The sequence below is a fragment of the Alloalcanivorax gelatiniphagus genome (assembly GCF_005938655.1).
Taxonomy (GTDB): domain Bacteria; phylum Pseudomonadota; class Gammaproteobacteria; order Pseudomonadales; family Alcanivoracaceae; genus Alloalcanivorax; species Alloalcanivorax gelatiniphagus.
Genome location: NZ_VCQT01000016.1, coordinates 22,340 through 48,747, shown reverse-complemented (window position 1 = coordinate 48,747; position 26,408 = coordinate 22,340). Strand labels below are relative to the sequence as shown.

At 66.9% G+C, this 26,408-nt stretch carries 26 protein-coding genes and 2 tRNA genes; 6 read left to right on the top strand and 22 right to left on the bottom strand.

All coding sequences use genetic code 11. The features are described 5' to 3' along the window. Positions 1–187: 187 nt before the first annotated feature. The 8 genes from FGS76_RS03525 to topA form a co-directional block, all read right to left on the bottom strand. Entirely contained in the window at positions 188–925 is a 738-nt protein-coding gene (locus tag FGS76_RS03525) for an S-methyl-5'-thioinosine phosphorylase (RefSeq protein WP_138771245.1), read from the bottom strand. 1 nt (position 926) lies between these two features. Continuing rightward, entirely contained in the window at positions 927–1,496 is a 570-nt protein-coding gene (locus tag FGS76_RS03520; protein WP_138771244.1) for a hypoxanthine-guanine phosphoribosyltransferase, read from the bottom strand. After that, complete coding sequence (locus tag FGS76_RS03515) at positions 1,480–2,769, bottom strand: mechanosensitive ion channel family protein (protein ID WP_138771243.1); 1,290 nt, start codon at positions 2,767–2,769, stop codon at positions 1,480–1,482. Before FGS76_RS03515 ends, FGS76_RS03520 begins: the two co-directional genes overlap by 17 nt. Then, positions 2,766–3,788, bottom strand: coding sequence for a beta-N-acetylhexosaminidase (gene nagZ / locus FGS76_RS03510; protein WP_240692399.1), 1,023 nt, complete (start codon positions 3,786–3,788; stop codon positions 2,766–2,768). The genes FGS76_RS03515 and nagZ overlap by 4 nt, the downstream gene beginning before the upstream one ends. A gap of 12 nt (positions 3,789–3,800) precedes the next feature. Then, the gene (locus FGS76_RS03505; protein WP_338081321.1) at positions 3,801–4,292 is read right to left on the bottom strand and encodes a L,D-transpeptidase family protein; all 492 of its coding nucleotides are present in this window, start codon (positions 4,290–4,292) and stop codon (positions 3,801–3,803) included. Positions 4,293–4,403: 111 nt separating this feature from the next. Next, on the bottom strand, positions 4,404–5,024 hold the full coding sequence (locus tag FGS76_RS03500; RefSeq protein WP_138771241.1) for a TetR/AcrR family transcriptional regulator: 621 nt from the start codon (positions 5,022–5,024) through the stop codon (positions 4,404–4,406). 156 nt (positions 5,025–5,180) lie between these two features. Beyond that, positions 5,181–5,708: a hypothetical protein gene (locus FGS76_RS03495; protein ID WP_138771240.1), complete on the bottom strand. Its 528-nt coding sequence runs from the start codon at positions 5,706–5,708 to the stop codon at positions 5,181–5,183. A gap of 109 nt (positions 5,709–5,817) precedes the next feature. Then, positions 5,818–8,544, bottom strand: a complete 2,727-nt coding sequence (gene topA / locus FGS76_RS03490; protein WP_138771239.1) for a type I DNA topoisomerase — start codon at positions 8,542–8,544, stop codon at positions 5,818–5,820. Between the two features lie 340 nt (positions 8,545–8,884). Between topA and FGS76_RS03485 the strand changes: the two genes are divergently transcribed. Continuing rightward, positions 8,885–9,334, top strand: a complete 450-nt coding sequence (locus tag FGS76_RS03485; RefSeq protein ID WP_138771238.1) for a universal stress protein — start codon at positions 8,885–8,887, stop codon at positions 9,332–9,334. A 276-nt stretch (positions 9,335–9,610) separates the two neighbouring features. On the opposite strand, the gene FGS76_RS03480 is transcribed toward FGS76_RS03485, so the two are convergent. Next, a complete protein-coding gene (locus FGS76_RS03480; RefSeq protein ID WP_138771237.1) occupies positions 9,611–10,264 on the bottom strand; it encodes a cyclic nucleotide-binding domain-containing protein in 654 nt (217 codons plus the stop codon). A gap of 103 nt (positions 10,265–10,367) precedes the next feature. Here FGS76_RS03480 and lexA point away from each other — a divergent pair, with 103 nt between their 5' ends. From lexA to FGS76_RS03465, 3 genes are all read left to right on the top strand, one after another. Next, positions 10,368–10,982, top strand: a complete 615-nt coding sequence (lexA, locus tag FGS76_RS03475; RefSeq protein ID WP_138771236.1) for a transcriptional repressor LexA — start codon at positions 10,368–10,370, stop codon at positions 10,980–10,982. Positions 10,983–11,142: 160 nt separating this feature from the next. Further along, the gene (locus FGS76_RS03470) at positions 11,143–11,529 is read left to right on the top strand and encodes a DUF1499 domain-containing protein (RefSeq protein ID WP_138771235.1); all 387 of its coding nucleotides are present in this window, start codon (positions 11,143–11,145) and stop codon (positions 11,527–11,529) included. Then, entirely contained in the window at positions 11,526–12,341 is an 816-nt protein-coding gene (locus FGS76_RS03465; protein WP_138771234.1) for a TatD family hydrolase, read from the top strand. Before FGS76_RS03470 ends, FGS76_RS03465 begins: the two co-directional genes overlap by 4 nt. A gap of 467 nt (positions 12,342–12,808) precedes the next feature. On the opposite strand, the gene FGS76_RS03460 is transcribed toward FGS76_RS03465, so the two are convergent. From FGS76_RS03460 to rlmKL, 3 genes are read right to left on the bottom strand one after another with little or no spacing between them, the layout of a single operon-like run. After that, positions 12,809–13,117 (bottom strand): DUF6482 family protein, encoded by a 309-nt coding sequence (locus FGS76_RS03460; protein ID WP_138771233.1) that lies wholly within the window; start codon positions 13,115–13,117, stop codon positions 12,809–12,811. A 44-nt stretch (positions 13,118–13,161) separates the two neighbouring features. Then, a complete protein-coding gene (locus tag FGS76_RS03455) occupies positions 13,162–13,407 on the bottom strand; it encodes a glutaredoxin family protein (protein WP_138771232.1) in 246 nt (81 codons plus the stop codon). Beyond that, positions 13,394–15,508, bottom strand: a complete 2,115-nt coding sequence (rlmKL, locus tag FGS76_RS03450; RefSeq protein WP_138771231.1) for a bifunctional 23S rRNA (guanine(2069)-N(7))-methyltransferase RlmK/23S rRNA (guanine(2445)-N(2))-methyltransferase RlmL — start codon at positions 15,506–15,508, stop codon at positions 13,394–13,396. Before rlmKL ends, FGS76_RS03455 begins: the two co-directional genes overlap by 14 nt. A gap of 64 nt (positions 15,509–15,572) precedes the next feature. On the opposite strand from rlmKL, the gene FGS76_RS19415 reads away from it, so the two are divergent. Both FGS76_RS19415 and rmf read left to right on the top strand, forming a co-directional pair. After that, entirely contained in the window at positions 15,573–15,773 is a 201-nt protein-coding gene (locus FGS76_RS19415) for a hypothetical protein (protein ID WP_170214388.1), read from the top strand. Continuing rightward, positions 15,748–15,948, top strand: coding sequence for a ribosome modulation factor (gene rmf, locus FGS76_RS03445; protein ID WP_138771230.1), 201 nt, complete (start codon positions 15,748–15,750; stop codon positions 15,946–15,948). The genes FGS76_RS19415 and rmf overlap by 26 nt, the downstream gene beginning before the upstream one ends. Positions 15,949–16,220: 272 nt before the next feature. On the opposite strand, the gene FGS76_RS03440 is transcribed toward rmf, so the two are convergent. The 10 genes from FGS76_RS03440 to FGS76_RS03395 all read right to left on the bottom strand — a co-directional run bounded on the left by FGS76_RS03440 (position 16,221) and on the right by FGS76_RS03395 (position 26,255). Beyond that, positions 16,221–17,219: a quinone-dependent dihydroorotate dehydrogenase gene (locus tag FGS76_RS03440; RefSeq protein ID WP_205717165.1), complete on the bottom strand. Its 999-nt coding sequence runs from the start codon at positions 17,217–17,219 to the stop codon at positions 16,221–16,223. A gap of 379 nt (positions 17,220–17,598) precedes the next feature. Continuing rightward, positions 17,599–20,232 (bottom strand): aminopeptidase N, encoded by a 2,634-nt coding sequence (pepN, locus tag FGS76_RS03435; RefSeq protein ID WP_138771229.1) that lies wholly within the window; start codon positions 20,230–20,232, stop codon positions 17,599–17,601. After that, positions 20,232–20,516 (bottom strand): DUF1315 family protein, encoded by a 285-nt coding sequence (locus FGS76_RS03430; RefSeq protein WP_138771228.1) that lies wholly within the window; start codon positions 20,514–20,516, stop codon positions 20,232–20,234. Before FGS76_RS03430 ends, pepN begins: the two co-directional genes overlap by 1 nt. Positions 20,517–20,893: 377 nt before the next feature. Continuing rightward, positions 20,894–21,784, bottom strand: coding sequence for an NAD(+) kinase (locus FGS76_RS03425; RefSeq protein ID WP_138771227.1), 891 nt, complete (start codon positions 21,782–21,784; stop codon positions 20,894–20,896). A 46-nt stretch (positions 21,785–21,830) separates the two neighbouring features. After that, complete coding sequence (locus FGS76_RS03420; protein WP_138771226.1) at positions 21,831–22,901, bottom strand: cyclic nucleotide-binding domain-containing protein; 1,071 nt, start codon at positions 22,899–22,901, stop codon at positions 21,831–21,833. 134 nt (positions 22,902–23,035) lie between these two features. Next, on the bottom strand, positions 23,036–24,385 hold the full coding sequence (locus FGS76_RS03415) for a hypothetical protein (RefSeq protein ID WP_138771225.1): 1,350 nt from the start codon (positions 24,383–24,385) through the stop codon (positions 23,036–23,038). A gap of 741 nt (positions 24,386–25,126) precedes the next feature. Beyond that, positions 25,127–25,203 (bottom strand) — tRNA-Asp (locus FGS76_RS03410). A 34-nt stretch (positions 25,204–25,237) separates the two neighbouring features. Continuing rightward, positions 25,238–25,313 (bottom strand) — tRNA-Val (locus FGS76_RS03405). Between the two features lie 166 nt (positions 25,314–25,479). Continuing rightward, positions 25,480–25,668, bottom strand: coding sequence for a hypothetical protein (locus FGS76_RS03400; RefSeq protein WP_138771224.1), 189 nt, complete (start codon positions 25,666–25,668; stop codon positions 25,480–25,482). Continuing rightward, a complete protein-coding gene (locus FGS76_RS03395) occupies positions 25,665–26,255 on the bottom strand; it encodes a TetR/AcrR family transcriptional regulator (protein ID WP_138771223.1) in 591 nt (196 codons plus the stop codon). The genes FGS76_RS03400 and FGS76_RS03395 overlap by 4 nt, the downstream gene beginning before the upstream one ends. Positions 26,256–26,408 lie beyond the last annotated feature (153 nt).

The following is a 26,408-nucleotide window of genomic DNA, read 5'->3' as shown; positions in this document are numbered from 1 at the left end:
TCCGCCCGGTTTGTTCCGTCCGGTTTGTTCCGTCCGGTTTGTTCCGTCCGGTTTGTTCCGTCCGGTTTGTTCCGTCCGGTTTGTTCCGTCCGGTTTGTTCCGTCCGGTTTGGGCCGTCCGGTTTGGGCCGTCCGGTTTGGGCCGTCCGGTTCGGGCCGTCCGGTTCGGGCCGTCCGGGTTGTGCCGGTTATTGGGTCGGGCTGCTGGCGGCGAGGGTGGCGAGGACCTTGCGTACCCGGTCCATGCCGCCGTGCAGCACCGCTTCGATTTCCGCCATGGTAATCTCCCGGTCGGCCTTGCCGGCGGCCGGGTTCACCACCAGCGACAGCATGGCGTAGGGCAGGCCCAGCTCCCGGGCCAGCACCGCCTCGGGCATGCCGGTCATGCCGACGATGGTGTTGCCGTCCTGTTCCAGGCGCCGGATTTCGGCGGCGGTTTCCAGGCGCGGGCCCTGGGTGGCGGCGTAGCAGCCGCCGTCCACCCAGGGGGCGTCGCTGGCGGCCAGGGCCGCTTTCAGGCGGCCCCGCAGGGCGGCGTCGAAGGGCCAGCTGAAATCCACATGCACCAGCGGCTCGTCCGGGTCGTCGAAGAAGGTGGCCTCGCGGCCCCAGGTGTAATCGATGATCTGCTCGGGCACCACCAGGGCGCCGGTGTCGGCGGTGATGCCGCCCACCGCGTTCACCGCCACGATCTCGCTGGCGCCGGCTTCCTTGAGGGCGAGCATGTTGGCCCGGTAGTTGACCTGGTGCGGCAGCCGCACATGGGGGTCGCCGTGGCGGGCCAGAAACAGCACCGGGGCGCCGTTCAGCTCCCCTTCCACCACCGGCGCCGAGGCGTCACCGAAGCGGGTGCCGATGGCGTGGTGCTTGCGCAGGGTCAGGCCGTCGATGCGGGTCAGGCCGGTGCCGCCGATAAACGCCAGCATCTCAGCCTTCCTCGTCCAGGGCGAAAATGCCCGGCGCGTTGCGCCAGTAGCCCTTGTAGTCCATGCCCATGCCGAACAGGTAATGGTCTTCCGCCTCCAGAGCGGTGTAGTCGGCTTTCAGGCCGGGTTGCGCCTTGCGGTCGTGGACCTTGTCCACCAGCACGCAGGTGCTGACGGTGGCGGCGCCCTGGGCCTTGCAGGCCTCGATGATCGCCAGCAGGGTGTTGCCCACGTCGAGAATGTCGTCGAGGATCACCACGTCACGGCCGGCCAGGCTGGCGGTGGGGGTGACGATCCATTGCACGTCGCCGCCGCTGGTGTCGCCCAGGTAGCGGCTGGCGTGCAGGTAGTCCACTTCCAGCGGAAAATCCAGCCGGGTAAGCAGTTGCCCGGCGAACACCATGCCGCCGTTCATGATCGTCACGAACACCGGGAAGCGCTCGGAATAGTCGGCGGTCAGTTGCACCGCCACCCGGCCGATGGCCGCCTGCACGTCGTCGTGGGAATGCAGTTCGCGGGCATCACGGCGCACCCGCATCAGTTCGTCCTTCAGCTCATTCGCCGTCGTCATTGCCTGTCTCCTGATCCTGTTCGCCTTTCCAGCCCTGGCTGCGGTCGCGGCGGTTACGGGGCGCGCCCTGGGACGCGGGCCGGCGCCGCGGCGGCGGCGGGTCGCCGTCGTCGCCGTGGTCGTGCTCGGCCCGCTGGTCGTCGCCGTGGTCGTCTTCCGCGTAGTTGCGTGGGGCGGACTCGGCGTGCATGTGCAGGGTACGGGTGGGGAACGCGAATTCCGCGCCGTGCTCGTCCACGATGTGCATGATGCGCATAAGCACATCCTGCTTGATCTCGTGATAACGCACCCAGTCGGTGGTCTTGGTGAAGGTGTAGATAAAGAACTCGATGTAGGAATCCCCGTAGTGATCGAAATTGACGATCAGGGTCCGGTAATCGGTTTCCATGTCCTCGTGGTCGATCAGCATCCGCCGCACGGCGGCGACGATGTCCGGCATTACCCGCCAGTCGTCGTAGCGAATGCCGATTTTCTCATTGATGCGGCGATTGAGCATCCGCGACGGGTTCTCCAGCACCACCGTGGTGAACAGGGAGTTGGGCACGTAGATGGGACGCTGGTCGAAGGTGCGGATGCGCGTCAGCCTCCAGCCGATGTGCTCCACGGTGCCCTCGATGGCGCGGTCCGGGGAGCGCACCCACTCCCCTACTTTGAACGGCTTGTCCAGGTACACCATCATGCCGCCGAAGAAGTTGGCGAGCAGATCCTTGGCCGCGTAGGCCACCGCGATGCCACCCACGCCGCCGAAGGCGAGCACCCCGGAGATGCTGTAGCCCAGCGCCTGCAGGATGATCAGCAGCGCGGTGATCAGCACCGAGATGCGCAGCAGCTTGCCCACCGCGTTGGCGGTGGTCTTGTCCATGGGCTTTTTGACCCGGTCCGGGTTGACCAGGTTGGTTTCCACATTGCTGATCAGCCGGGTCAGGAAGAAGGCGACGATGGCGATGAACGCCACCCGCCGGACTTCCGCCACGTATTCGAAGATGGCGCTTTCCGACACCGCCTGCAGCATCTCGGCGGCCACCGACAGGCCCACCACCCACAGCAGCAGACGCACCGGTACCCGGGCCGCCTCCAGCAGGGCGTCGTCCCACAGGGTGGTGGTCTTGCGGCTGAAGTGGTCGATCAGGTCGATCACCCGCATCAGCAGGAAATTGGTGGCCACGGTGAGAAACACCACCACGAATACCTGGGTCAACCAGACCACGGTGTCCGTGTCCGGACCGGGCCATTCCAGCAACTGGCGCCAGTCGGAGAGGTTTTGCCAGTTCATTGCACGTCCTTCATCAGCAGGTCAGCCACATCACCGGCCTGGTGCCGGCGGCTCAGGGTCATCGGCGCCCGGGGCCGGCCGCGCAGGGCGGCGGCGGGCACCCGGCCCGGGAAGGCACGGCCTTCCAGCCATTGCAGCACCTGCACGGCGCCGGCCCGGTCGTTGCACACCAGCACCATGTCGCAGCCGGCCTCCAGGGCCGCCGCGGCGCGCTGGGTGTAGTCGCCGGCCCCGGCGGCGCCGGCCATGGCCAGGTCGTCGGAGAAGATCACGCCCCGGTAGCCGCACTCGCCGCGCAGCACCTGGCCCAGCCAGTGGGGCGAGAAGCCGGCGGGTTCCGGCGCCACCGCCGGGTAGCGCACATGGGCGGGCATGATGCCGTCCAGCCGGCCAGCCAGGGCGCGGAACGGCCACAGGTCGTCCTGCAACGCCGCCCAGTCGCGGGGGTCCTCGGGCAGTTCCAGATGGGAATCGGCGGCCACATGGCCGTGGCCGGGAAAGTGCTTGCCGGTGGCGGCCATGCCGGCGCGGGCCATGCCGTCCAGGAAGGCGCCGGCCACCGCCACCGCGCGGCGCGGGTCGGCGTGGAAACTGCGGTCGCCGATCACCGCCGACTGGCCGTGGTCCAGATCCAGCACCGGCGCGAAACTGATGTCGATGTCGAAGCCGCGCAGTTCGTCGGCCATCAACTCACCGAGCAGATCCGCCGCCACCAGAGCCGCTTGCGGGTCGCGGTCGTGATAGCGCCCCAGGGAGGCCATCGGCGGCAGGCGGGTGAATTCCGTCTTGAAGCGCTGCACCCGGCCGCCTTCCTGGTCCACGGCGATGAGGATGTCCGGCCGCTCGGCGCGTACCGCGCGCACCAGCTGCTGAAGCTGGTCCGGCGCCTGATAATTGCGGCTGAACAGGATCAGGCCGCCCACCGCCGGATGGCGCAGCAGTTCGCGCTCCTCCGAACTTACGGTAAGGCCTTCCAGGTCCAGCATCAGCAGAGGCTGGGTCTCGTTGTCTCGTTGCATGCAGTTGGGTCTTTATTCGACGAGGGTCACCGGCGTGGCCACCGGCACCCGGGCAAAGAGTGCGATCACATCCGTGTTGCGCATGCGGATGCAACCGTGGGACGCCGGCTCACCCATGGGCTCGCTGTCCGGCGTGCCGTGAATATAAATAAAGCGCCGGAAACTATCCACGTCCGCGCCCTGATTACGGCTCGGTTCCAGGCCGCCAAGCCACAAAATGCGACTCAGGATCCAATCCCGTCCCGGGTCGGCGGCGGCCCGCGCCGGATCGTAGCGCTCACCGAGGAAGCGGCGGCCCCGGAACACCGCCCCCGGCGGCAGCCCGTCACCGATGCGGGCGCGGACCAGATGCCGGCCCAGGGGCGTGCCGTTGCTGCCCTGCTGGCAGCTGGCGCCGGCGGCGGCGGTGGACACCTGGAATACCCGCCGGTCGGCGCCGTCCTGGAGCGTCAGAGTCTGATCGGAAAGCGAGACGATAATGTGCATGGCGCAACGATACAGCAATCGTGCGCACGGCGGGAACGGGGAAGGAATCCTGTAGGAGCGGCTTCAGCCGCGATTCAGCGCCGGATCGCGACTGAAGTCGCTCCTACAGAGGATGGAGGGGCAGCCGCTTCAGCCGCGAATGCCACCAACCACGAACGGCAGCAACTGCTGGGTGATGCGGGCGGCGGTGACGTCGGTGTTGAAGTCCTTTTTGCTGATGGTCTGCAGGGACTCCATGCCGGACAGGGTGAAGATCACCGCGCCCAGGCTGAAATGCACGCGCAGGAACAGCTCCATGGGCGGCACCTCCGGCACCGCCGTGCGCAGCAACGCCAGAAAGCGGCGGAACACGGCGCCGTAGTGCTCGCGCAGGTAGGCGCGCAGATGGTCCTGGGGCTGGCTGTAGGCCTGCCCGGACAAGCGGAAGAAGATCATCGCCCGGCGCGGTTCGTCGCCGTGGGAGCCCAGCGCCAGCCTGGAGGCCACGCCGAACAGCTTCTCCAGATCCACGGCGCCCTGCCCTTCCAGTTCCTGGAGCTTGGCGTCCAGGGCCAGGCAGAACGGCGTCAGGTAGCGTTCGAACACCGCCTGGATCAGGGCTTCCTTGGAACCGAAGTGGTAATTCACCGCCGCCAGATTGACGCCGGCCCGGCTGGTGATGGCGCGCAGGCTGGTCTCGGCGAACCCTTTCTGGGCGAACAGCACTTCCGCCGCATCAAGGATGCGCTCAACGGTATCGGACTGGGACATGGGGCCTCGCGCCGGTGAACAAACGTTTCAAACATACGTTTGGCCGATACGGGCGTCAAGCTGGGGGGGGGGTATCGCGACTGAAGTCGCTCCTACATGGAGGTACCACGCCCACGCTGTAGGAGCGACTTCAGTCGCGATCAAACGGGTGGCGAACTACCACTCCTCCATATAACCGCTGCACAGGGTGACCAACTCCTCCACCCGGGTGGCGGCCTGCTCCAGCCGTTGCCGGTCGCCGCTGGCCAGGGGCACGTAGGGGTCCTCGGCGCGGATCGCCAGGGCGTCGCGCTCCTCCGGCGCCGCCGGGCGGCGGGCCAGGCCGGCGGCGCCCACGGCGGCGCGCATTTCCTGATCCAGCCAGAACACCGGGTCGGAGCGGTTGGCGCGGGCCTGGGCCAGCAGGTTCATCTCCGGGGCCTGGACGCCGGCGGCGGCGAACGCCTGCTCCAGGGCGGCCAGGCTGATCAGGTCTTCGTAACCGGACACCTGATAGCTTCGCGCCGCCTGTCGGGCGATGCCCACCAGCACCGAATAAAGATGGAACACCACCCCGCCCCGCAACGCCAGACGCGGCCCCACCGGGCCATCCTCGTCCAGGTTCAGGGTTTTCAGCAGGCTGCGGGCGAAGAACAGCCGCTCACGCAAACCGCTGATTTCGCTTTCTCGCACCATTCGGGACATCGACACCACCTCCGGTGGTTATCAGGTACAAGCCTCAAGCGACAAGCTGCAAGCCGGCTATCGCACCGGCACCTCTTTTAGCTTGCTGCTTGCAGCCTGTCGCTTGTAGCTATTTCTTGGCGGCTTTCTTCTTCGCCGGGGCCTTTTTCTTCTTGGCGGCGGCTTTTTTCTTGGGCGCGGTTTTCTTCTCTTCCACGTCCCAGTGGCCGTCGCGGTAGAAGGCGTACCAACCGGTGGGCTTGCCGTCTTCCTCGGTCATCACGTACTGCTCCTTGGCCTTGCGGCTGTAGCGCAGTACCGCCTTGCGACCCTTGGAGTCCTGCGCCGGGGCGTCCGCCAGGTACTTGTGCTTGGGGTCCAGCTTGTCGGCGACGGTCTGGATCTCCTCGACCAGCGGGGCGCGGGTTTCCCGGTTCTTGGGAAACTGGCTGGCGGCCAGGAACAGGCCGGAGGCGCCGTCGCGCAGCAGGTAGTGGTCGTCCACTTTCTCGCATTGCAGGTGCGGCATGTCGATGGGGTCGGCCCGGGGCGGCGCCGGTTCACCGTTCTTGAGCAGCTTGCGGGTGTTGCCGCAGTCGTCGTTGGTGCACTTGAAGAACTTGCCGAAGCGGCCGGTGCGCAGCTGCATTTCGTTGCCGCACTTTTCGCACTCCAGGGTCGGACCGTCGTAGCCCTTGATGCGGAACTCGCCCTTCTCCACCACGTAGCCGTCACAGTCCGGGTTGTTCCCGCAGATGTGCAGCTTGCGCTTTTCGTCGATCAGGTAGGATTCCATGGCGGTGCCGCATTTGGGGCAACGCTTCTTGCGACGCAGCTCGTTGGTTTCCGCTTCCTCGTCGTCGTCGGCGCGCACCGCCTCTTCGCCGGGCAGCAGGTTGAGCGTGGCGGTGCAGCGTTCCTTGGGCGGCAGGCTGTAGCCCGAGCAACCGAGGAACACGCCGGTGGAACCGGTGCGGATCTGCATGGGCCGGCCGCATTTCGGGCACTCGATGTCGGTGTCCGTGGGCAGGTTGGCGCGCATGCCTCCCTTGGCCTGCTTGCCGCTGCCCTCGCCCTGGGCGGCTTCCAGCTTGGCCAGGAAATCCCGGTAGAACTCGTCGAGCACGTCACGCCAGTGGCGCTTGCCCTCGGCCACTTCGTCCAGGGTTTCTTCCATCTCGGCGGTGAAGTTGTAATCCATCAGGTGGGGGAAGTTCTCCACCAAACGGTCGGTGACGATGTCGCCCATTTTCTCGGCGTAGAAGCGGCGGTTGTCCTGCCGCACATAGCCCCGGTCCTGGATCGTGGAAATGATCGCCGCGTAGGTGGACGGGCGGCCGATGCCGCGTTTTTCCAGTTCCTTGACCAGGCTGGCCTCGGTGTAGCGCGCCGGCGGCTTGGTGAAGTGCTGGGTGGCGTCGATGTCGTCCACCGCCAGCACGTCGCCCTGCTTGAGGTCCGGCAGCACGGTGTCTTCCTGGCCCTTGCGGGAGGCCTGGGGCTGGATACGGGTCCAGCCGTCGAATTTGAGAATGCGACCGCGGGCTTTCAGCTCGTAGCCGTCCGCCTCAGCGGTGATGGTGGTGCTCAGGTACTGCGCCGGCGGCATCTGGCAGGCGATGAACTGGCGGCGGATCAGTTCGTAGAGACGCTGGGCGTCGCGCTCCATGTCCTTCAGGCCGCTGGCTTCGCGCTTCACGTCGGACGGGCGGATCGCCTCGTGGGCTTCCTGGGCGCCGTCCCGGCTGGAATAGCTGATCGGCTTTTCCGGCAGGTACTTGCCGCCCAGCTGGTCGTCGATCCAGGCACGGCACTCGTTGACCGCGTCGGCGCTCAGGTTGGTGGAGTCGGTCCGCATATAGGTGATGTGGCCGGCCTCATAGAGGCGCTGGGCCATCATCATGGTTTTCTTCACGCCGAAGCCCAGGCGGGTGCTGGCCGCCTGCTGCAGGGTGGAGGTGATGAACGGCGCCGGCGGCTTGGAACGGGTGGGCCGTTCCTCGCGCTGGGTAATGGTCAGCTGGCCGGCGGCCATCAGGGCGGCGCGGTGCTTTTCCGCGTCCGTGCCATTGTTGGGGCGGAAGTTCTCGCCGTTATGGCGGGTCACCTGCAGGCGGATCTCGTCGCTGGCTTTGGCCTGGCTGTGGGTGTCCGCGTGCAGCTCCCAGAATTCCTCCGGGGTAAAGGCGCGGATCTCGCGCTCGCGTTCCACCACCAGCTCCACCGCCACCGACTGCACGCGGCCGGCGGACAGGCCCCGGGCGATCTTTTCCCACAGCAGCGGCGAGATCATGAAGCCCACCACCCGGTCCAGGAAACGGCGCGCCTGCTGGGCTTCCACGCGGCTCATGTCCAGCTTGCCGGGTTTCTGGAACGCGGCCTGGATGGCTTTCTTGGTGATCTCGTTGAACACCACCCGGTCGAAGCGCTGGTCGTCACCACCGATCACTTCCCGCAGGTGCCAGGCAATGGCTTCCCCTTCGCGGTCCAAGTCAGTGGCCAGATAGATGCGGTCGGCATTGGCGGCCAGACGCTTGAGCTCGTCGATGACCTTTTCCTTGCCGGGCAGGATCTCGTAGTGGGCGTTCCAGTCGTGCTCCGGGTCCACCCCCATGCGATTGATCAGCTGAGCCTGGGACTTCTTCTTTTTATAGGCTTCCCGTTCTTCCTTGGGCAGGGACCGGGTGTAGGCGGCCTCCTTGGCACGCTCCTTGGGCGTGGTCTTTTTCGCGCCACCGCTCACCGGCAGGTCGCGCACATGGCCGACACTGGACTTGACCACGAAGTCGTCGCCCAGATAGCGGTTGATGGTCTTGGCCTTGGCCGGCGACTCCACGATTACAAGGGACTTACCCATTCGTTGCTCACCCGATCATGATGCGGATATCCAAAAGAAACCTCCGTAAAACCCGTGGGCCGCACGGGATCGCCGTGCCGGTCCAAGTGTCCGGAGGTACCGCCGGGCGGCCTTCAGGGCCCCGGCGGGCGCCTATTTAGACAGCGCCGGTATTGTCCGGTCAAGCGCCGACCGCCCGGTGAGCACCGCCCCGATGCCCGCCGGCGCCCCCCGCGAAGGCCGCCAAAGCCGCGCCCCGCAAGGCTTTGCCGCCCTCGCCGGTGGCCCTTTAACGGCGGGCTGGCGGCGGGCGTCCGGCAAGTTATACTCGGTAGCGACACCGAGCCACTGGAGAAAAATCGTGTCCGCACCCTATCGCAAGGTCCTGGTGGCCATCGACTGCAGCGACGAATCCGCCGAGGTACTGGCCCGCGCCGCCGGGGTCATCGCCGGCACCGAGGGCGAACTGCACCTGATCCACGTGATCGAGCCGCTGGCCCTGGCCTACGGCGCCGATGTGCCCATGGACGTGACCGACCTGCAAAGCGGCCTGGTCAAGCAGGCCCGGGAAACCGCCTGCAACTACGCCCGCCAGTACCAGATCCCCAAGGAACGGGTGCATGTGGAACTGGGCTCCATCGAGAAAACCATCCTCGACAAGGCCGACGACCTGGACGCCGACCTGATCGTGGTGGGCAGCCACACCCGCAGCGGCCTGGCCCTGCTGCTCGGCTCCACCGCCCGGGGACTGGTCCCCGGCGCCCATTGTGATGTGCTGGCGGTGAAGATGGAGAGGAAGAAGAAGGAATAGCTCGCCCCAACCGGCCGGGCATCGCGGCTGAAGCCGCTCCTACAACCACCAATTCCCGGTAGGAGCGGCTTCAGCCGCGATAAGGCCGGCCCGTTGGGAAGTTGAAAGTTCAAAGTTAAAAGTTACAACGCGAGAGAAGCCGCGAAGCCAGCAAGGCCGTGCCCGCGAGTAACGGCGGCGGCACGTTACAGCCCGCGCCCCAACGGCCGGAGGCCGCGGCGAGGCTTCTCAATGCCCGCCCTTTCAACTTTCAACTTTCAACTTGTAACTCCCCCCTCAAGTCAGCTGCGCATTCCCCGTGGACCCCGGCGGCGGATGATTCCACCGATAAAGCAAATCCGCCAGGGCGCGGGCCTGGTCGCGGAGGGAGGCCAGTTCCGCTTCGCTGTCCCGTTCGCCAGCGAACACCGGCACCTTGCGCAGGGCCGCGGCCATGGCCGGGTCCGGGCGGTGCATGCGCCGCACCTCCACCGCCCAGCGAATCTGATGCACCAGCATATGAAAGAACGCCAGGCGGGTGGCCAGGGTGTAGGGCGTGCCGCGATCGTCGTCGAAATCGTTGAAATCCAGCCGGGCCAGCACCGCTTCCCGGGCCGCGTCCGCCACCTGGATAGTGGCGCTGCGGGCCTGCCCCAGCAGCATGGACAGGGTGCCGAACATCTCCCCCGGCGACACGTAATAGAGCACTTTGGCCGGGTCTTCGTCGTCCAGCACCACCAGTTGCCCGCGCAACAGAAAGTAGAGGCTGGATTCCACCTCGCCGGCGCGGATCACGGTGTCGCCGGAGGCCGCCTCGATGATTTCCGTGCGCGCCAGAAGCCGCTCTCTCTGGGCCAGGTCGTCGCGGCCCACCTCGTTGAAAAACGGCACCCCGGCGAGCAGTGTTTCCACCCGCCCGGGGTCGGTTTTCTGCCAGTTCGCGTGTTGCATTGATCCCTTTCTCCCCCTCAATCCTCCTCATGGTACTTCCAAAAACACTGGACATATAATACTGTTCATATTATCAGTGTCCAAGACACTCCAGGAGAACGTTATGAGCAGCACGCTAACCGCACGTCAGCAGCAGGTGCTGGACTGCATCCGCGATTCGCAGATGGAAACCGGCATGGCCCCCACCCGGGCGGAAATCGCCGAGCGCATGGGCTTCCAGTCCAAGAACGCCGCCTCGGACCACCTGCGGGCGCTGGAACGCAAGGGCTACATCCGGCTGCACAGCGACCGCTCCCGGGGCATCCAGCTGCTGGAGGCGGCGCTGGAACACGAGGACGAACTGCCGGTGGTGGGCAAGGTGGCCGCCGGCACGCCCATCGAGGCCATCGAGAACGTGGAGCGCACCGTGCCGGTGCCCCAGGGCCTGTTCCGCCAGCGACCCACCTACCTGCTCAAGGTGCAGGGCGACAGTATGATCGACGCCGGCATCTTCGACGGCGACCTGATCGCGGTGCGCAAAAGCCAGACCGCGCGCTCCGGCGAGATCGTGGTGGCGCGCATTGACGACGAAGTCACGGTGAAAACGCTTAGACTGAACCGTTCCAACGCCACGCTGCTGCCGGCCAACGAGGCCTATGAGCCGATCCGGGTGCCGGCGGACGAGCTGATGATCGAGGGTATTTTCGTGGGCCTTATCCGTGACCCGAACAGACACTAGAAAAGCACTGACCGCCGTTCTGCTGGGCCTGTTGCTGCCCGGCGTGCTGCTGCTGGCCGGCTGCCGCAACGACGGGCGCGGCGACGGCACGGCCATGGTACATTCCCTGTCAGGATCACCTTCCTCAGAGAAGACTGTCAGGTCAGTGGAGAGACCGAATATGACGGACACCCGTTTGCTTGCCCCTTGTCCTTCGTCACCGAATTGCGTGTCCAGTCTGGCGGACGATGACCGCCACCGGGTGGCGCCGCTGCCCGGCGCCGGCAATCGCGCCGATAGCCTGGCGCTGCTCGACGCGGTGCTGGAAGACTGGCCCCGGGTCAGCCACCGGGCGGTGGGACCCGCCCGGGTGGAAGCCCGCTTCACCACCCGCGTGTTGCGGTTCGTGGACGACGTGACCTTTTACGTGCACGAGGACGGGGTGATCGAAGTGCGCTCCGCCTCGCGGCTGGGCTATTGGGATCTGGGCGCCAACCGGCGCCGGGTGGAAGACCTGCGCCAGGCCCTTGAAGAGCGTTTGCAGCCCAGCCCCCGCCCGGCCTCATGAGCGACCGGGACGGAACCGCCGCCGGCTGGGCGGACATCGGCGTGAATCTGGGCGACCGGCAGTTCCGCGACGACGGCGAAGCGGTGCTGGACCGGGCCCGGGACGCCGGCGTGGTACTGATGCTGCTGACCGGCACCAGTGTGGCGGAATCCCGGCAGGCGCTGACCCTGTGCCGCGATTTCCCGGATCGGGGCCTGCTCGCCACCGCCGGGGTGCATCCGCACAACGCCCGCCAGTTCGATAACGACGCCCGCGCCGAGTTGGCGGAGCTGCTGGACCAGCCGGAAGTGGCCGCCGCCGGTGAAATGGGCCTGGACTTCAACCGGGACTTTTCTCCCCGGCCGGATCAGGAAAAGGCGTTCGAGAGCCAGCTGGCCCTGGCGGCGGAAAAGGGGCTGCCGGTCTTTCTGCACCAGCGCGACGCCCACGCCCGTTTTCTTCCCATCCTGCGGGCCTGGCGCGACCGGCTCCCCGCCGCCGTGGTGCACTGCTTCACCGATGAACGGCGGGCGCTGTACGACTATCTGGATCTGGACTGCCACATCGGCATCACTGGCTGGGTGTGCGATGAACGGCGCGGCCGGGGCCTGGCGGAGCTGGTGCCGGACATTCCCGGCGACCGGCTGCTGGTGGAAACCGACGCGCCCTACCTGCTGCCCCGGGACCTGCCGGAGCCACCGCCGGTGAAACGCCGCAACGAGCCCTGTTTTCTGCCCTGGATCGGCCGCCGCCTGGCGACCCTGCGCGGCGAGGACGAGGCGGACCTGGCGGCCCGTACCCTGGCCAATACCCGCCGTTTTCTGAACCGATAAACGCCGCATCGCGGAAGTGGAGCGTTGCCCGGGCGTTCCGGCGGGTCGGCGGTGTCCGGATCGCGGCTGAAGCCGCTCCTACGGCGGGGTGGCGGTGCCGCCATCGCGGCTGAAGCGGAGCTTTGCCCGGGCGTTCCGGCGGGCGGCGGTGTCCGGATCGCGGCTGAAGCCGCTCCTACAGAGGGGCGGTGGTGCCGGCATCGCGGCTGAAGTGGAGCGTTGCTCGGGCGTTCCTGCCGGGCGGCGGCGCCCGGGTCGCGGCTGAAGCCGCTCCTACAGAGGGGTGGCGGTGCCGGCATCGCGGCTGAAGTGGGGCGTTGCCCGGGCGTTCCGGCGGGCGGCGGCGCCCGGATCGCGGCTGAAGCCGCTCCTACAGCGGGGGGGGGGGCGGTGCCGGCATCGCGGCTAAGCGGAGCGGTTGTTGTAGGAGCGACTTCAGTCGCGATTGGACGGCGGTCCGCGATCCTTCAGGCGCGGTCGGCGCGCCAGTTGAAGTCCACTTCCAGCGGCGGCGTCGGCTCGCCTTCCGGTTGGCCGGCCATTTCCGCATAAGGGGATTGGTGCAGCAGCACCGCCTTGTCGGTGGTCGTGCGGCTGAGCACGTTATTGGCGTGTTCCGGACCATTGAAGCGCACGATCCGTCCTTTCTCGTCCACCACCTGGTAGAGCACGCCGTCCATTTCCACCTGCACGATGCAGATGGAGATCACCACCGACCGCAGGATCACCTTGTCCACGTGGCGGTTGGTGAGCTTCTTGACCGTGATTTTCTCCATATTTACTCCTCAACGGGGGTGCGGCCGCACCGGCGGCCCGGCGGTCAGGGATCGGCGAGCAGCGCGCTCACGTCCAGCAAGCCGAACGGCCAGCCCAGTTCCCGGTCGCCCCGGCGCAGCACCGGGATGCGTTCGCCGTATTCGGCGATCAGCATATCGTCCTCGGCGATGTCCACCGCGTGAAGCCGGGCGTCCGGCCGCACCGTGCGCACCAGTTCCTCCGCCTGTTCGCACAGGTGGCAGCCCAGGGTGGTGTAGAGGGTCAGTTCCGGGGCGTCAGTCCTGGGCATGGCGGATCGCGAAGCAGTGGTGAATGGCACCGCCGCGCCGGAAGTCCTCCGGCAGGCTCCAGGCGGTCAGGTCCTCCACCGCGTACCAGCGGCGCAGGCTTTCCTCCAGTTCGAAGCGGCGGTAGTTGCAGGAAAAATACAGCACGCCGCCGGGCTCCAGCCGTTTCATGATGCGGCGGATCAGCTCGCCGTGCTGGTCCTGGACCACGAAGTCGTCCCGGTCCTTGTTATTGGAGAAGGTGGGCGGGTCGCAGAACACGATGTCGAACTGCTCGCGGCATTCCTCCAGCCAGCTCATGGCGTCCGCGCGCACCGTGGGATGGCGGTCGGTGGCGAAGCCGTTCAGGGCCAGGTTGCAGCCGGCCCAGTCCAGGTAGCGCCGGGAGGTGTCCACGGTCACCGCCCGGCGGGCGCCGCCCACCAGGGCCTGCACGGTGGCGGCGCCGGTGTAGGCGAACAGGTTCAGGAAGCGCTTGCCAGCGCTTTCCTCGGCGATGCGCAGGCGCATGGGCCGGTGGTCAAGGAACAGGCCGGTGTCCAGGTACTCTTCCAGGTTCACCAGCAACCGGGCCTGGCCCTCGCGGACCACCCGGAAGCGCCCCTGGGTGGCCTGCTTCTGGTACTGGTTACGGCCTTTCTGGCGCTCCCGGGTGCGCAGATGCACCTGCTCCCGGTGCACGCCCAGGGCGGCGCGGGTGGCGCTCACCGCCCACTGGCGGCGCTGGGCGGCCTTCTCCGGGTCCACCGTGGACGGCGCCTTGAACTCCTGCACCAGCACCTGGTCGCCGTAGATGTCCACCGCCACGTTGAATTCCGGCAGGTCCCGGTCATAGAGGCGGTAGGCCTGAATATCTTCCCGGTCGATCCAGCGGCGCAGGTGCTTGCCGTTCTTGCGCAGCCGGTTGAACAGCGGCATGGCCGGCTCCGGCAGTTCGAAGCCCGGGGTCTCGCCCACCTGCAGCGGGTCCAGGGGCAGCGGCGCCCGGGGCCGGCTGACGCGGATAAAGTTGGTGAGGGCGCCGTTGCGCACCTTCCATTGCGCTTCCAGGTCCATGCCGGAGCGGTCCAGGGCGGTGACCTCGGCGCCCAGCAGCACCGCCCGCCAGGCCGGGGCCTTCTCGCCGAGCAGCCGGCCCAGGCCGGCGTACAGCCAGCCGGCCTGTTCCTGCTGGTCCAGCCGTTCGCCCCAGGGCGGGTTGGTCACCACCAGCCCTTCGCGGCTGGCGAAATCCCGGGCCCGCAGAGCGCCCAGCTCCCGGCGTTCCAGGTGGATGGCACCCTCCACGCCGGCGCGCTCCGCGTTATGGCGGGCGTATTTGAGGGCGTCCGGGTCCGCGTCGAAACCTTTCAGGGCCGGCAGCGGCGACCTGTTCTCCAGGCTGGCGGCGGCCTCACGCAGGGCCTCCTCGGCCAGCGCCTGGCGGCAGCCGCGCCAATTGAGGAAACCGTAGTCCTTGCGCAGCGCCCCCGGCGCCACCCCGGCGGCCATCCAGGCCGCTTCCACCAGCACCGTGCCGCTGCCGCAGAACGGGTCCATCAGCAGTTCCGGGCGCGCCTCCAGGTGCCAGCCGCCGGCCCGCAACAGGGCCGCCGCCAGGTTCTCCCGCAGCGGCGCGCGGCCGCCGGCCAGCCGGTAACCGCGCCGGTGCAGGGGCGTGCCGGCCAGGTCCAGCCACAGCCGCGCGGTGTCGCTGTCCAGCCGCGCCCGCAGCGCGCTGGCGCCGCTCTCCCGGGGGCTCACGGTAATGTCCGGCGGCAGCGCCCGCAGCAGGCGCTTGCCACTGACCCGGCTGTCGCCGCGCACGCCCTTGGCGTGGTCCAGGCTCAGATGCACCGCCCCGCCGGGAGCCACCAAAGCGCGCCAGTCCACCGCCGCCGCCAGCTTTTCCGGGGCCTCCTCTGGCGCCACGGTCAGTTCCGCCAGGGGCAACAGCACCCGTTCCGCCAGCCGCGACCACAGGCACACCCGCAGGGCGTCCTGCTGGCGACCGGTGATGCCCACATGGGCCTGGCCCTGATCCGTTACCGTCATCCCCAGTTCCGCCAGCTCATCGGCGAGCAGCGGAGCGAGTCCAGGCAGACAGGTGATCACGAAATCCATCGATTTTGCCTTTTAAGTACTTGATGGCGCTGATTTTTCAGCCCATTTCATCAAAGTGTCCATTATGCGTCATGTGCTTAACACGCGCTTTCATTATGGCCAGTTGTTATTCGACAGGCGCCCTCGGCTCTCGGATACTCAAGGTGAGGCTTTCGAGAACGTGCCGGTCGGGGCGGCGATTTTTGTCCCGGCAAGCGCAGGTTCTTTCACTGCGATCGACGAAAAAGAGGACAGTGTCTATGAAGCGACAAAAACGCAACCGTGACGAGCGGGCCTACAGCCGGGGCTATCAAGCGGGCTTCAGAGGAAGACCCAGGGAATTCTGCCCTTTCGGCGCACTGGAGGCTCGCGGTAACTGGATGCGCGGATGGCGTGAAGGCCGCACCGACCAGATTCAGGGCATGGTCGGCGTAGCCGGCATACACACTCTCAGGGTTTGAACGCTCCATAGCGACCCTATTTCGGCAACAAAAGGAACTGACCTGACAACCCGATCAACGATCAGCGCCGGCGCCTCGCGCGTCGACCCCACAGGGCCCCTCCCGGGCCCTTTTTAATTGCGGTTGAAAGTTGAAAGTTCAAAGTTGAAAGCGCGAGCCGGGTTCATCCTGACGGTTGACGCCGTGCCCGCGAAATGGGCGCGGGCACGGCCTGCGAGTACCTCAGGCCAAGTCCGCGCTTTCAACTTTGAACTTTCAACTTTGAACTGCCCTTACCAACCCCGAACAATCTCCCGAACCAACCCGGGACCCCGATAAATCAAACCCGAATAAACCTGCACCAGGTCCGCGCCGAGGCGTTGTTTGTCGAGGGCGTCGGCGTCGCTCTGGATGCCGCCGACGCCGATGATCGGCAGGCGGCCGTCCAGGGCGCGGGCCATGGTCTCCAGGGCCCGGTCGGCGATGGGTTTGAGGGGGGCGCCGCTGAGGCCGCCCTGCTCGCCGCCGTGGGTCAGGCGTTCCACGCCGGGCCGTTCCAGGGTGGTGTTGCCCACGCAGACACCATCGATGCCGTGGCGCACGAACGCCTCCGCCATGGCGGCCAGCTCCTGTTCGCTGTTGTCCGGGGCGATCTTGATCACCAGGGGCACCCGTTTGCCGTTTTGCTGGTCCAGCCGGGTCTGCGCCTCGCGCAGGGTGCCAAGCAGGCCATCCAGGGCTTCGCCGTGCTGCAGGCTGCGCAGGCCCGGGGTGTTGGGGGACGACACATTGACCACCAGGTAACTGGCCAGGGCGTGGACCTTTTCCTGGCAGAGCAGATAATCGTCCACCGCCCGCTCCACCGGGGTGTCCTTGTTCTTGCCGATATTGATACCCAGCACGCCCTGATAGCGGCTGGCGCGCACATTGGCCACCAGGGCGTCCACGCCGTGGTTGTTGAAGCCCATGCGGTTGATGATGGCGTCGGCCTCGGGCAGGCGGAACAGGCGCGGTTTCGGGTTGCCCGGCTGGGGCCGGGGGGTCACCGTGCCCACCTCCAGGAAACCGAAGCCCAGCTCCGCCAGGCCGTCGATGCAGTCGCCGTTCTTGTCGAGCCCGGCGGCCAACCCCACCGGATTGGGAAACGACAGCCCCATCACCGCCACCGGCTTCGCCGGCGGCGCGCCGGGCAGCAACCGGCCGGCGCCCCGGCGCAACAGGTCCAGGGTCAGGTCATGGGCCTGTTCGGCGGACAGGGAAAACAGCAGCGGGCGGGCAAGGCGATACAGCACGGGGCGGCTCCAGAACGATCGGCGCGGCGATTATACGGGCACCGGCGCCCGCGATACAGGCCGGGTGATGCGAGGGGCTGGATGCAGGATGAAGGATACAGGGTGCAGGCGCGGGGATCGTTTGGGCGGGGCCGCGCGGGGGTGTGCTCCGCGCTGAAACCGGGGCGGGGGCTTCCGCGCGGGTGCCGGCCCCTGCCGTCGGTAAGGGCTTTCTCGCGGCTGTATCCTGCATCCTGAAGCCTGTATCGCGGCTAAAGCCGCTCCTACGGGGGCTTGGGGGATCGCGGCTGAAGCCGCTCCTACAGGGCTTTGGGGGGCGCGGGTGAAGCCGCTCCTACAATGAGAGCTTGGTGTAGGAGCGGCTTTAGCCGCGATGGGTTCAGGCGTCGAGGATGCGGTCCAGCACTTCGGCCAGGTTGGCGGAGGCGCCGGGGCGCAGTTCGCGCAGGGCGTCGCCGAGCTGGGCGGCGAGCCCCGGTTCCAGGCGCTTGAGGCGGGCGGCGCCGTTGGCCAGCCGGGCGGCGATCTGCGGGTTGATGCCGTCGAGCTTTTTCAGGGCCCGGGTGAACAGCCGGTAACCGCTGCCATCCGGCGCGTGGAAGGCGGAGGGGTTGGCGTTGACCAGGGTGGCGATCACCGCCCGCACCCGGTTGGGCAGGGTCCATTCGAAGGCCGGGTGGGCCAGCAGCGCCTCCGCCCGGGCCACGGTGTCCGGGCCCGGGACCGTGGCCTGGATGCCGAACCACTGATCCATGACCAAGGCCTCGTCCCGCCAGCGCTCGCCGAAGGCCTCCAGCGCCGCCTGGTGGCCGGGCAGCCGGTGGTGCACCAGGGCGCGCAGGGCGCCCAGTTCCTCGGTCATGCAGGTGGGCGCCGCCAGGGTGTCGCCCAGGTGGGCCACCAGGGGCTCCGGGTCCACCTGGCCGGCGCCGGCGGCGGCGGCCAGATAGCCCAGCGCCACCTGGCGCAGCCGGCGCCGGCCCATGGCGGCGCCGTCGCCCTGGTAGTCGCTTTCGCGCAGGCCCTCGGCCAGGCGCCACCAGGCGTCGGCCAGCGCCTCGCCGAGCGCGGCGCGCAGGCCGCTGACGGCGGCGTGCACCCGCTGCGGGTGCAGCGGCGTGTGCCGGTCGCCCACCGCGTTCTCGGCGGGCAGGGTCAGCAGCAGGGCGGCCTGGGCCGGGTCCTCGTCGGCACGGGCGATGACCTGCTCGATCACCGGCATCAGGCGCTGGATCTGCTGCGCCGGCGTTTCGCCGCCGTCGACGATGCGCGCCAGGGCGGCGAAGTACAGGCGCTGGGCGGCGTCCCAGCGGCAGAAGCCGTCACTGTCGTGGGCCAGCAGGGTGTTGAGCTGGGTTTCGTCGAAGTCATAGCGCAGCGACACCGGCGCCGAGAAGCCGCGCAGCAGCGACGGCGTGGGCCGGGCGGGCGCCGGGAAGGTCAGGGTTTCCCGGGCCTGGCGCAGAATCAACACGGTCTCGGTGCGGCCGTCCCGGTCCAGCGGCAGGGCGGCGCCCTGCCCGTCCAGCAGCGCCAGCTTCACCGGAATCATCAGCGGCTGCTTATCCGGCTGGCCGGGGGTGGCCGGGGTGTGCTGTTCGAGGGTCAGGCGGTATTCGCCGTCCGCGTAGTCGTCGGTGACGGTGAGCACCGGGGTGCCGGCCTGAGCATACCAGCGTTTGAACTGGCTCAGGTCCAGGCCGGAGACCTGCTCCATGCAAGCCACGAAATCGTCGCAGGTGACCGCCTGGCCGTCGAACCGCTCGAAGTACAGATCGGTGGCGCGGCGGAAATCCTCGGCGCCCAGCAGTTCGCTCTGCATGCGCACGATCTCGGCGCCCTTCTCGTACACCGTCAGGGTGTAGAAGTTGTCGATCTTCTGGTATTCGGCGGGCCGCACCGGGTGGGCCATGGGGCCCTGGTCCTCGGGAAACTGGTTGTTGATCAGGAAGTCCACGTTCTCCACGCGCACCACCGCCCGGGAGTTCATGTCCGAGGAAAATTCCTGGTCACGGAACACGGTGAAGCCTTCCTTGAGGCTGAGCTGGAACCAGTCCCGGCAGGTCACCCGGTTGCCGCTCCAGTTGTGGAAGTATTCGTGGGCGACCACCGATTCCACCCGCTCGAAGCCGGCGTCGGTGGTGGTGGCCGGATGGGCCAGCACGCAGGAGGTGTTGAAGATATTGAGGCCCTTGTTCTCCATGGCGCCCATATTGAAATGGCTCACCGCCACGATCTGGAAGATGTCCAGGTCGTACTCGCGGCCGAACACCTTTTCGTCCCAGGCCATGGAGCGCTTCAGGGAGTCCATGGCGTGGTCGAGCTTGTCCAGGTCGCGGTGCTCGGCGTACAGGCGCAGGGCCACTTCACGGCCGGAGGCGGTGGTGAAGGTGTCCGACAGGCAGGCCAGGTCGCCGGCCACCAGGGCGAACAGGTAACAGGGTTTGGGGAAGGGGTCTTCCCAGGTGGCGAAATGGCGGCCGCCCTCCTCGTCGCCGGCGTCCACCGGGTTGCCATTGGAAAGCAGCAGCGGGTAGGCGCTCTTGTCGGCGTGGATGGTGGTGGTGAAGCGGCTGAGCACGTCCGGCCGGTCCGGGAAGAAAGTGATGCGGCGGAAGCCCTCCGCCTCGCACTGGGTGCAGTACATGCCGTTGGAGCGGTACAGGCCTTCCAGGGCGGTGTTCTTCTCCGGCTCGATGCGTACCACGGTGGTCAGGGTGAAGGCCTGCGGCGCGTTCGGCACGATCAGCCGGGGGCCGTCCAGGCGGTAGTCATCCCCGGGGGCCAGTTCGCGGCCGTCCAGCACCACCGAACGCAGGTCCAGGTGTTCGCCGTCCAGCACCAGCTCCGTGGGCCGGTCGTCCCGGGCCGGGTTGCGGGCCAGGGTCAGATCGGCGGTGACCAGGGCGTGGCCGTCGCGCAGGTCCACGTCCAGGCGGGTGTCGGACACCAGGAACGCCGGCGGCCGATAGTCGCTCAGCCGGGTGACCGGATTGGGATTGCCGTCTCTCATCAGTGTTCTCCTTTGCCGCCGGCCGGACGCAGTGACACCGGCTGCTCCGCCGCTTGGTCGCTGTCCTGGCTCTTGCAGTGGCTGGGCACGTAACCGGTACGCTCTTCCTCGGGCAGATTGCGCGCCTCCCAGGCGATCACCGCCTGCAGACACAGCTGACGCTGCTCATCACTCACCGCCCGCCCATCCGGCCAACGGCCGGTCTCCACGGCGGTGCGCATGTTGTGCCAGACCTCCATGGTCATGGCATCGATCATCTGGTCAAAAGATGGAGCGGAAGACATCGCGGGTACCTGTCCAGGTTGTGCTTAGAGAATGGGGGGTAGGATACAGGATGCAAGGGCGGCAAGCTTCAAGGGGCAAGCTACAAGCTACAAGCTGCGGGCAGGCCGTGCCGGGAACGGGCCAGTTCAAAGTTTAAAGTTAAAAGTTGAAAGGGCCTGGCTGAGAGGGGCTGCCGCGGCCTGCGGCCGGTATGGGGTGGCTTGTGGCTTGGAGCTTGGAGATTGTGGCCACCCTGAACGTGGGCACGGCCTCGCCGCCCCACGCGCCCAACCCGCGTTTTAACTTTGAACTTTTAACTTTCAACTGGCGCTTGCTGGCACGGCCCCTCCGCCCTCCACGGCCTGCCTGCGGCTTGAAGCTTGAGGCTTGCAGCCGCCTAATTCCCGTCGCCGGGGCGGGTGCTCCAGCCGAGCTTGGATCTGCAGGCCTGGTAGAAGTCGTGGCCCGGGGGGTGGATGAGCTGGAGGCGGTGGGGTTTTTTGCGGATGGCGATGACGTCGTCCACTTTCAGGCGGATGCCGGCGGTGCCGTCGCAGCTGACCAGGGGGTTCACCTTTTCGGTGGTGATCTTGATCTTGATTTCGCTGTCGCCGTCCACCACCAGGGGCCGGCTGGTCAGGGTGTGGGGGTTGAGCGGCACCATCACCATGGCGTTGAGGCGCGGGTGCATGATGGGGCCGCCGCCGGACAGGGCGTAGGCGGTGGAGCCGGTGGGGGTGGAGACGATCAGGCCGTCGGAGCGCTGGGCGTAGACGAAGTGGCCGTCGATGGTCAGTTCAAAGTCGATCATGTGCACGCTGTCACCGGACAGCAGCACCACGTCGTTGAGGGCGCTGCCCTCGCCCATCACGGTCTTGCCCCGGCGCACTTCCATGTCGAGCAGAAAGCGGCGCTCGGTGGTGTAGTCGCCGTCCAGCACCTGGCCCACCCGGGATTCGATTTCCGAGGGCAGGATGTCGGTGAGAAAGCCCAGGTGGCCACGGTTGATGCCCAGCACCGGGATGTCGTAGCGGGCCAGGGCGCGGGCGGCGCCCAGCAGGCTGCCGTCGCCGCCGATCACGATCACCAGGTCACAGCTGTCGCCCATCTGGGCGGCGCTGGCGGCTTGCAGCCCCATTTCCGGCAGACTGTCGGCGATGCTCCTTTCCAGGATCACGGTGCAGTCGCGGCCGTGCAGGAAATGGATCAGCTGACGCATGGAGTACAGCGCCTGTTCACTTTCCGAGCGGGCGATCAGCCCGATCAGGCGGAATTTGTCTTGCGTCACGTTCCGGGGCCCGTTGCCAGGGCCGGCCCCGGCGGTGCGGGGGCGGCTATTCGGTGAGGTATTCGTGCAGCGTATCAGTATTGGCGTTGAGGCCGCCATCCAGTACGAACACGTCCAGACCGGCGTTTTTTAACAAAAATGCCGCCGTGGCGCTACGCCGGCCAGTGTCGCAATAGGCCACATAGGGGCGCGCCGGGTCCAGCAACCGGGACTTCAGACGCAGGGCGCTGAGCGGCATATTGGTGGCCGCCGCCAGGTGCTGCTGGTCGAATTCGTCACCGGTGCGCACGTCCAGCCAGCGGCCGCCGGCGGCGATGCGGGCCCGGGCATCCCGGGCATTGACGGTGTGCACCACCGGTTCGCGCAGCAGGGCGTCGAAGTCCTGGCGGTCCAGGCGCATCAGCACGCCGTCGGTGGCCATGGTCACGGTGGCGTTGCGGGGTTTGCCGGACAGCAGCGCCTCCTCACCGAACCATTGGCCCTCTTCCAGCATCGCCACCGGCGTGGCCTCGCTCTGGCCGCCCAGGGCGATGGCCACCTCGCACACGCCTTCCTTGATGATGTAGCAGCAGTCCGCCTCATCGCCCTGGCACACGATGGCCTCGCCTTCCTTGCAGCGGCGGGCGTGCAGCCGGCGGAAGATTTCCAGAATGTTGGAGGGAGGCACCCGGTGGAACAGATTGGACTTGAGCAGCCGGATCATCCATTCCCGGTCGTGCTGGTAGGCGGCGTTGGCGTTGATGTCCAGAATCACGTAGCCGGCGGACTGGTCCCAGGACAGGATGGTGTCCAGCCGGAAGCTGTCGAACCGCACCACGCTCACCTCGGTGAGCGCCCGGCAGTCGTCCCGGCGCGGCTGAAAGTGGCCGAGCGGGTGCCAGGAGGCGCCGTCGCCGGCGCTGACCACGCTGCGTTCGCCCCGTTCACTGAACAGTTCCACCTGGCCGCTGAGCAGGTAAATGGTGGTGTTGTCCCGGTCCCCCTGGCGGAACAGGACGTCGCCGGCCTCGTAGCGGCGTACTTCCTGCTGGTCGAGCAACCAGTCGAGCTGGTCCCCGGACAGGGCATTCACCGGCACGAAGGTCTGCAGCAGGCGTTTGTCGATGGATTGGGCCATGACCACCCCTTCCCCTCTGTTTCAAATTCGGTTTCGGATTCTTTTTCGGTACGCTTCACCCGGTACCCTGCAAAAAACTTACCAATCCCTCACGGCGGACTCTCGGCCCCCTCTCGCCGGCATCCCGAGTCCCCTCAACGGAATCTCAAAACATTGTCGATGGAGGAATCCGAGCGGCAATGCGGGCACCGGTTGGAGTTGCAATCGGACACGCCGGGCTTGAACTGGTTGGGCACATCCACGCGGATCACGCGCTTGCCACAGGGCTTCTGGTCCGGCCCCACCGACACCTGACACACCGGGTTTTCGTAGTGCGCCAGCCAGGCCCGGTAGTGGTCCTCGGTGACCAGGCATTTGCGCGCGGCGAACGCCTGGGGGTTGTTCATGTAGTCGGCGATTTGCCCGGCGCCCACCGACAGATGGCCGGCGCCGGGGTGGAAGGCGATAAAGCTGAGCCCCAGATCCTCCAGCTTTTCCAGCATCTTGCGGGCGCCGGAGTGGGCCTCCTTGAGGTGGTCCCGCTTCAGTTCCGAGATCTCCGCGCGAAGTTGGTTGATCACGTCGTCCCGGTTGAGTACGTCCATCTCGCGGCTGTGGATTTCATCGGCCAGCCGCGCCCGTTCCTCTTCCAGGCGCTGCTCCAGGCTGAGCCGGTACTGCTCGGTGAGCCGTTCCAGCTCGCTGCCCTGCTCCGCGTCGCGGCCGGCCCGTTCCTCCAGGCTGAGGTTGAGCGCCTCCACCTGGGCCTTGAGCGAGCCGTTCTGCTCGCGCAGCGCCGCGTTCTGGGACTTGAGGGTCTTGAACTGCATCAGCACCTTATCCAACTGGGCGCTGAGGATTTCTTCCTTCTGCTGGCGGGCGTAGCGCAGCTGGGCCATCTCCTCCCGCTGGCTGGTCTCCAGGGTATGGATGCGCAGCCGCAATTCCTTGATGGTGCGGGCCAGACGCACCCGCTCCGGATCGCCCTCCTCCCGGGGCGGCTTCACCGTGGCCACCGCTTCCAGGGTCGGCACCTCGCCGGCCGGCGGCAGATCCTCATCCACTTCCAGGCCCATCTTGGCGCCGCGCCGGCGCAGCAGGTCCCGGGCCGCCACGAAATCGTTGGCGCCGGGCTTCATGGACGGGTCCCAGAGCTGGTCCTGGTGCCAGGCCACCGGGCACTGGCTGCGGCAGGCCAGCCGGATCGGGCCGGCGCCCATGTCCGGGCCCGGGCCGCCGTGCTCGGCCAGGTGCCGCAGCGGCACGTTCCAGGTGTGGTCGGCCATGCCGTCCTCGTCGAAGTCGATCAGAAACAGCACCATCGCCTTGACCTTGAGGCGGCCATTGACCAGGCAGTAGGCGCCGCGGCGCTCCTGGCCGGCGTACTCGGGCATCCCCACCATGCCGTCCAGAATGGCCTCGAAATCGGAGAACAGCATGCTTTTGCCAATGCCTTCCTGATCGAAGAACAAAATCGCTTCGGAAGTTACGGACGAGCCCGCCATGACGCCTTCCCTATCGTTGTTGTCGGTTCCCCAGCGGTGACGCGCGGCGTCACTCCCTGCCCCATTCGGTCAGTGCCGGTGGCAGGACGAAGGGTGTCCATGGTGGAGTGCCCGATGCCGCCGGCCAGGTGCTCAATGTTCCCCCGGATGGCCGCAGCATAGGCAGCGCCATACCGGCAAAACAAGGAAGCCGGTCACCAAACGCAAAGCGAGGCCAACGCGCCGGGCGCGGGCCGGATCAGGTCAGAAGGGTGTGGGTGTCGGGATGGAGAGGCGGGAGAGGCAAATCAGGCAGGCGACGGGGGCCGGAGCTAGAGCTCCACACCGTCGTCGCACAGGTCATCGTCCAGTTCGTCCAGGCTTTCCAGCCACAGTTTTTCTTCCAGTTGGTCTTCCAGGTATTCGTCCATGTGGGGACTCCTTTCTTTCGTTATTGCTTTCGCTCTTTCTTTATTTACTCATCACGCGGTAAAAGTCTAGCGGCTTTTTCGTGACGAATTCATGAACACGGCCGTTTCCATGTTCTTTTGGGGAATAGCCGTTTGGGGAATAGCCCCTTGGCAATGGCCGCTTGGGGTTAGAGGGTAATTCGGGGGCGGAGTTCCCGGAGAGGGCGGCCAGGGCCGTGCCTACGCGGGGAGGGGCGCCGTGAAGCCGGCACAAACAAAAAGCGCCGGCTGAAACAGCCGGCGCCAAATCAAACTGCAAATATCCACTTAAGGAGAAAAGATCATGAAGAGTTGGCGGAGCGGACGGGACTCGAACCCGCGACCCCCGGCGTGACAGGCCGGTATTCTAACCAACTGAACTACCGCTCCGACTCTCCCTGCGGGCCTGGGCCCTATGGGAAACTGGTGGGTGGTGACGGGATCGAACCGCCGACCCTCTGCTTGTAAGGCAGACGCTCTCCCAGCTGAGCTAACCACCCTCTGGGCTTCGCGTTGCGAAGTGGGCGCCATTTTAGGGATTGGGCCCCGGGTGTCAACGGCTTTTTTACCCCACGGACACCGTTCGTTCATAAATTGCCCGAACAGGGCGCCCCTGGCGCCGATACAGGGCCCGGGATGCAGTATACAGGCGCGGGACGCCGGCCCTCAGGCGCGCTCTTCACGCTGGTCGATAAAGGCCTTGGCGGCCTCCAGGCTGGGGAACTGGCCCGGCAGGGGCAGACCGTCCGGGCCCGCCACCAGATAGTGGTCCACCCGCAGCTGCCAGGTGGCCCGGTCCAGCTCGCCCTCCTCCATGATGGTGTAGCGCCCCCAGGCGAAGCCGTTGCCGATCATGACTCCCCCACCACCCGTTCGACGATGATCTCCGCCAGATCGTCCACCGACAGGCGGCGGTTGGTGCTGAACCAGTTGGGCGACCAGCCGATCATGCCGGTGAGCAACCGCCGCATAATGAACGGATCGGCCCGGAACGCGCCCTCGGCATGGAGCCGATCCAGCACATCCAGCCACAGGCGCTCATAGACATCGCGCAGGGCCAGGGCGCGGCGCTGATTGTCCTCGCCGAGGCAACGCCACTCCTGGACCATCACCGTCATTGCCTCGCGGGTATCGCCCACCGTGGCGGTAAGCTCCGCGCGGATCAGATTGCGCAACTGGTCCCGGGGGCAGTCCGCGCCGGCCACCGCCTGGCGCAACCGCTCGGTGTTGAAGCGGATCACCTCCTCCATCACCGCGAAGAGGATGTCTTCCTTGGTCTTGAAATGGTGGAAGATGGAACCGCTCTGAATCCCCACCGCGGCGGCGATATCACGCACCGTGGTCCGATCGAACCCCTTCTCCCGGAACAACCGGGCGGCGGCGCTCAGCAAACGCCCCCGGGGGGAATCGTCGATACCGTGGACGGACGGATTGTCGGGCATGTGGGGGCTCCTTTCATTCAGGGGCGCATTAAAAGGCGGCCAGCCGCAGGCTGCAAGCCGCGACCGCGAGCCGTGTCTGGCTGGAGGGCAATGTGTCGGCCACGGCCAGTTGAAAGTTCAAAGTTCAAAGTTGCAACGCGGGGAAGGCCCCCG

Coding starts and splice junctions, on each gene's coding strand:
- FGS76_RS03395 (WP_138771223.1), bottom strand. CDS start 26,255: ATGCCCGACAATCCGTCCGTCCACGGTATCGACGATTCCCCCCGGGGG.
- FGS76_RS03470 (WP_138771235.1), top strand. CDS start 11,143: ATGACGGACACCCGTTTGCTTGCCCCTTGTCCTTCGTCACCGAATTGC.
- FGS76_RS03515 (WP_138771243.1), bottom strand. CDS start 2,769: ATGAACTGGCAAAACCTCTCCGACTGGCGCCAGTTGCTGGAATGGCCC.
- FGS76_RS03480 (WP_138771237.1), bottom strand. CDS start 10,264: ATGCAACACGCGAACTGGCAGAAAACCGACCCCGGGCGGGTGGAAACA.
- pepN (WP_138771229.1), bottom strand. CDS start 20,232: ATGAGAGACGGCAATCCCAATCCGGTCACCCGGCTGAGCGACTATCGG.
- FGS76_RS03500 (WP_138771241.1), bottom strand. CDS start 5,024: ATGTCCCAGTCCGATACCGTTGAGCGCATCCTTGATGCGGCGGAAGTG.
- FGS76_RS03420 (WP_138771226.1), bottom strand. CDS start 22,901: ATGGCCCAATCCATCGACAAACGCCTGCTGCAGACCTTCGTGCCGGTG.
- FGS76_RS03495 (WP_138771240.1), bottom strand. CDS start 5,708: ATGTCCCGAATGGTGCGAGAAAGCGAAATCAGCGGTTTGCGTGAGCGG.
- FGS76_RS03520 (WP_138771244.1), bottom strand. CDS start 1,496: ATGACGACGGCGAATGAGCTGAAGGACGAACTGATGCGGGTGCGCCGT.
- lexA (WP_138771236.1), top strand. CDS start 10,368: ATGAGCAGCACGCTAACCGCACGTCAGCAGCAGGTGCTGGACTGCATC.
- nagZ (WP_240692399.1), bottom strand. CDS start 3,788: ATGCAACGAGACAACGAGACCCAGCCTCTGCTGATGCTGGACCTGGAA.
- FGS76_RS03415 (WP_138771225.1), bottom strand. CDS start 24,385: ATGGCGGGCTCGTCCGTAACTTCCGAAGCGATTTTGTTCTTCGATCAG.
- FGS76_RS03400 (WP_138771224.1), bottom strand. CDS start 25,668: ATGATCGGCAACGGCTTCGCCTGGGGGCGCTACACCATCATGGAGGAG.
- FGS76_RS03525 (WP_138771245.1), bottom strand. CDS start 925: ATGCTGGCGTTTATCGGCGGCACCGGCCTGACCCGCATCGACGGCCTG.
- topA (WP_138771239.1), bottom strand. CDS start 8,544: ATGGGTAAGTCCCTTGTAATCGTGGAGTCGCCGGCCAAGGCCAAGACC.
- FGS76_RS03430 (WP_138771228.1), bottom strand. CDS start 20,516: ATGTCTTCCGCTCCATCTTTTGACCAGATGATCGATGCCATGACCATG.
- FGS76_RS03455 (WP_138771232.1), bottom strand. CDS start 13,407: ATGCCCAGGACTGACGCCCCGGAACTGACCCTCTACACCACCCTGGGC.
- FGS76_RS03465 (WP_138771234.1), top strand. CDS start 11,526: ATGAGCGACCGGGACGGAACCGCCGCCGGCTGGGCGGACATCGGCGTG.
- FGS76_RS19415 (WP_170214388.1), top strand. CDS start 15,573: ATGCGTCATGTGCTTAACACGCGCTTTCATTATGGCCAGTTGTTATTC.
- rlmKL (WP_138771231.1), bottom strand. CDS start 15,508: ATGGATTTCGTGATCACCTGTCTGCCTGGACTCGCTCCGCTGCTCGCC.
- FGS76_RS03460 (WP_138771233.1), bottom strand. CDS start 13,117: ATGGAGAAAATCACGGTCAAGAAGCTCACCAACCGCCACGTGGACAAG.
- rmf (WP_138771230.1), top strand. CDS start 15,748: ATGAAGCGACAAAAACGCAACCGTGACGAGCGGGCCTACAGCCGGGGC.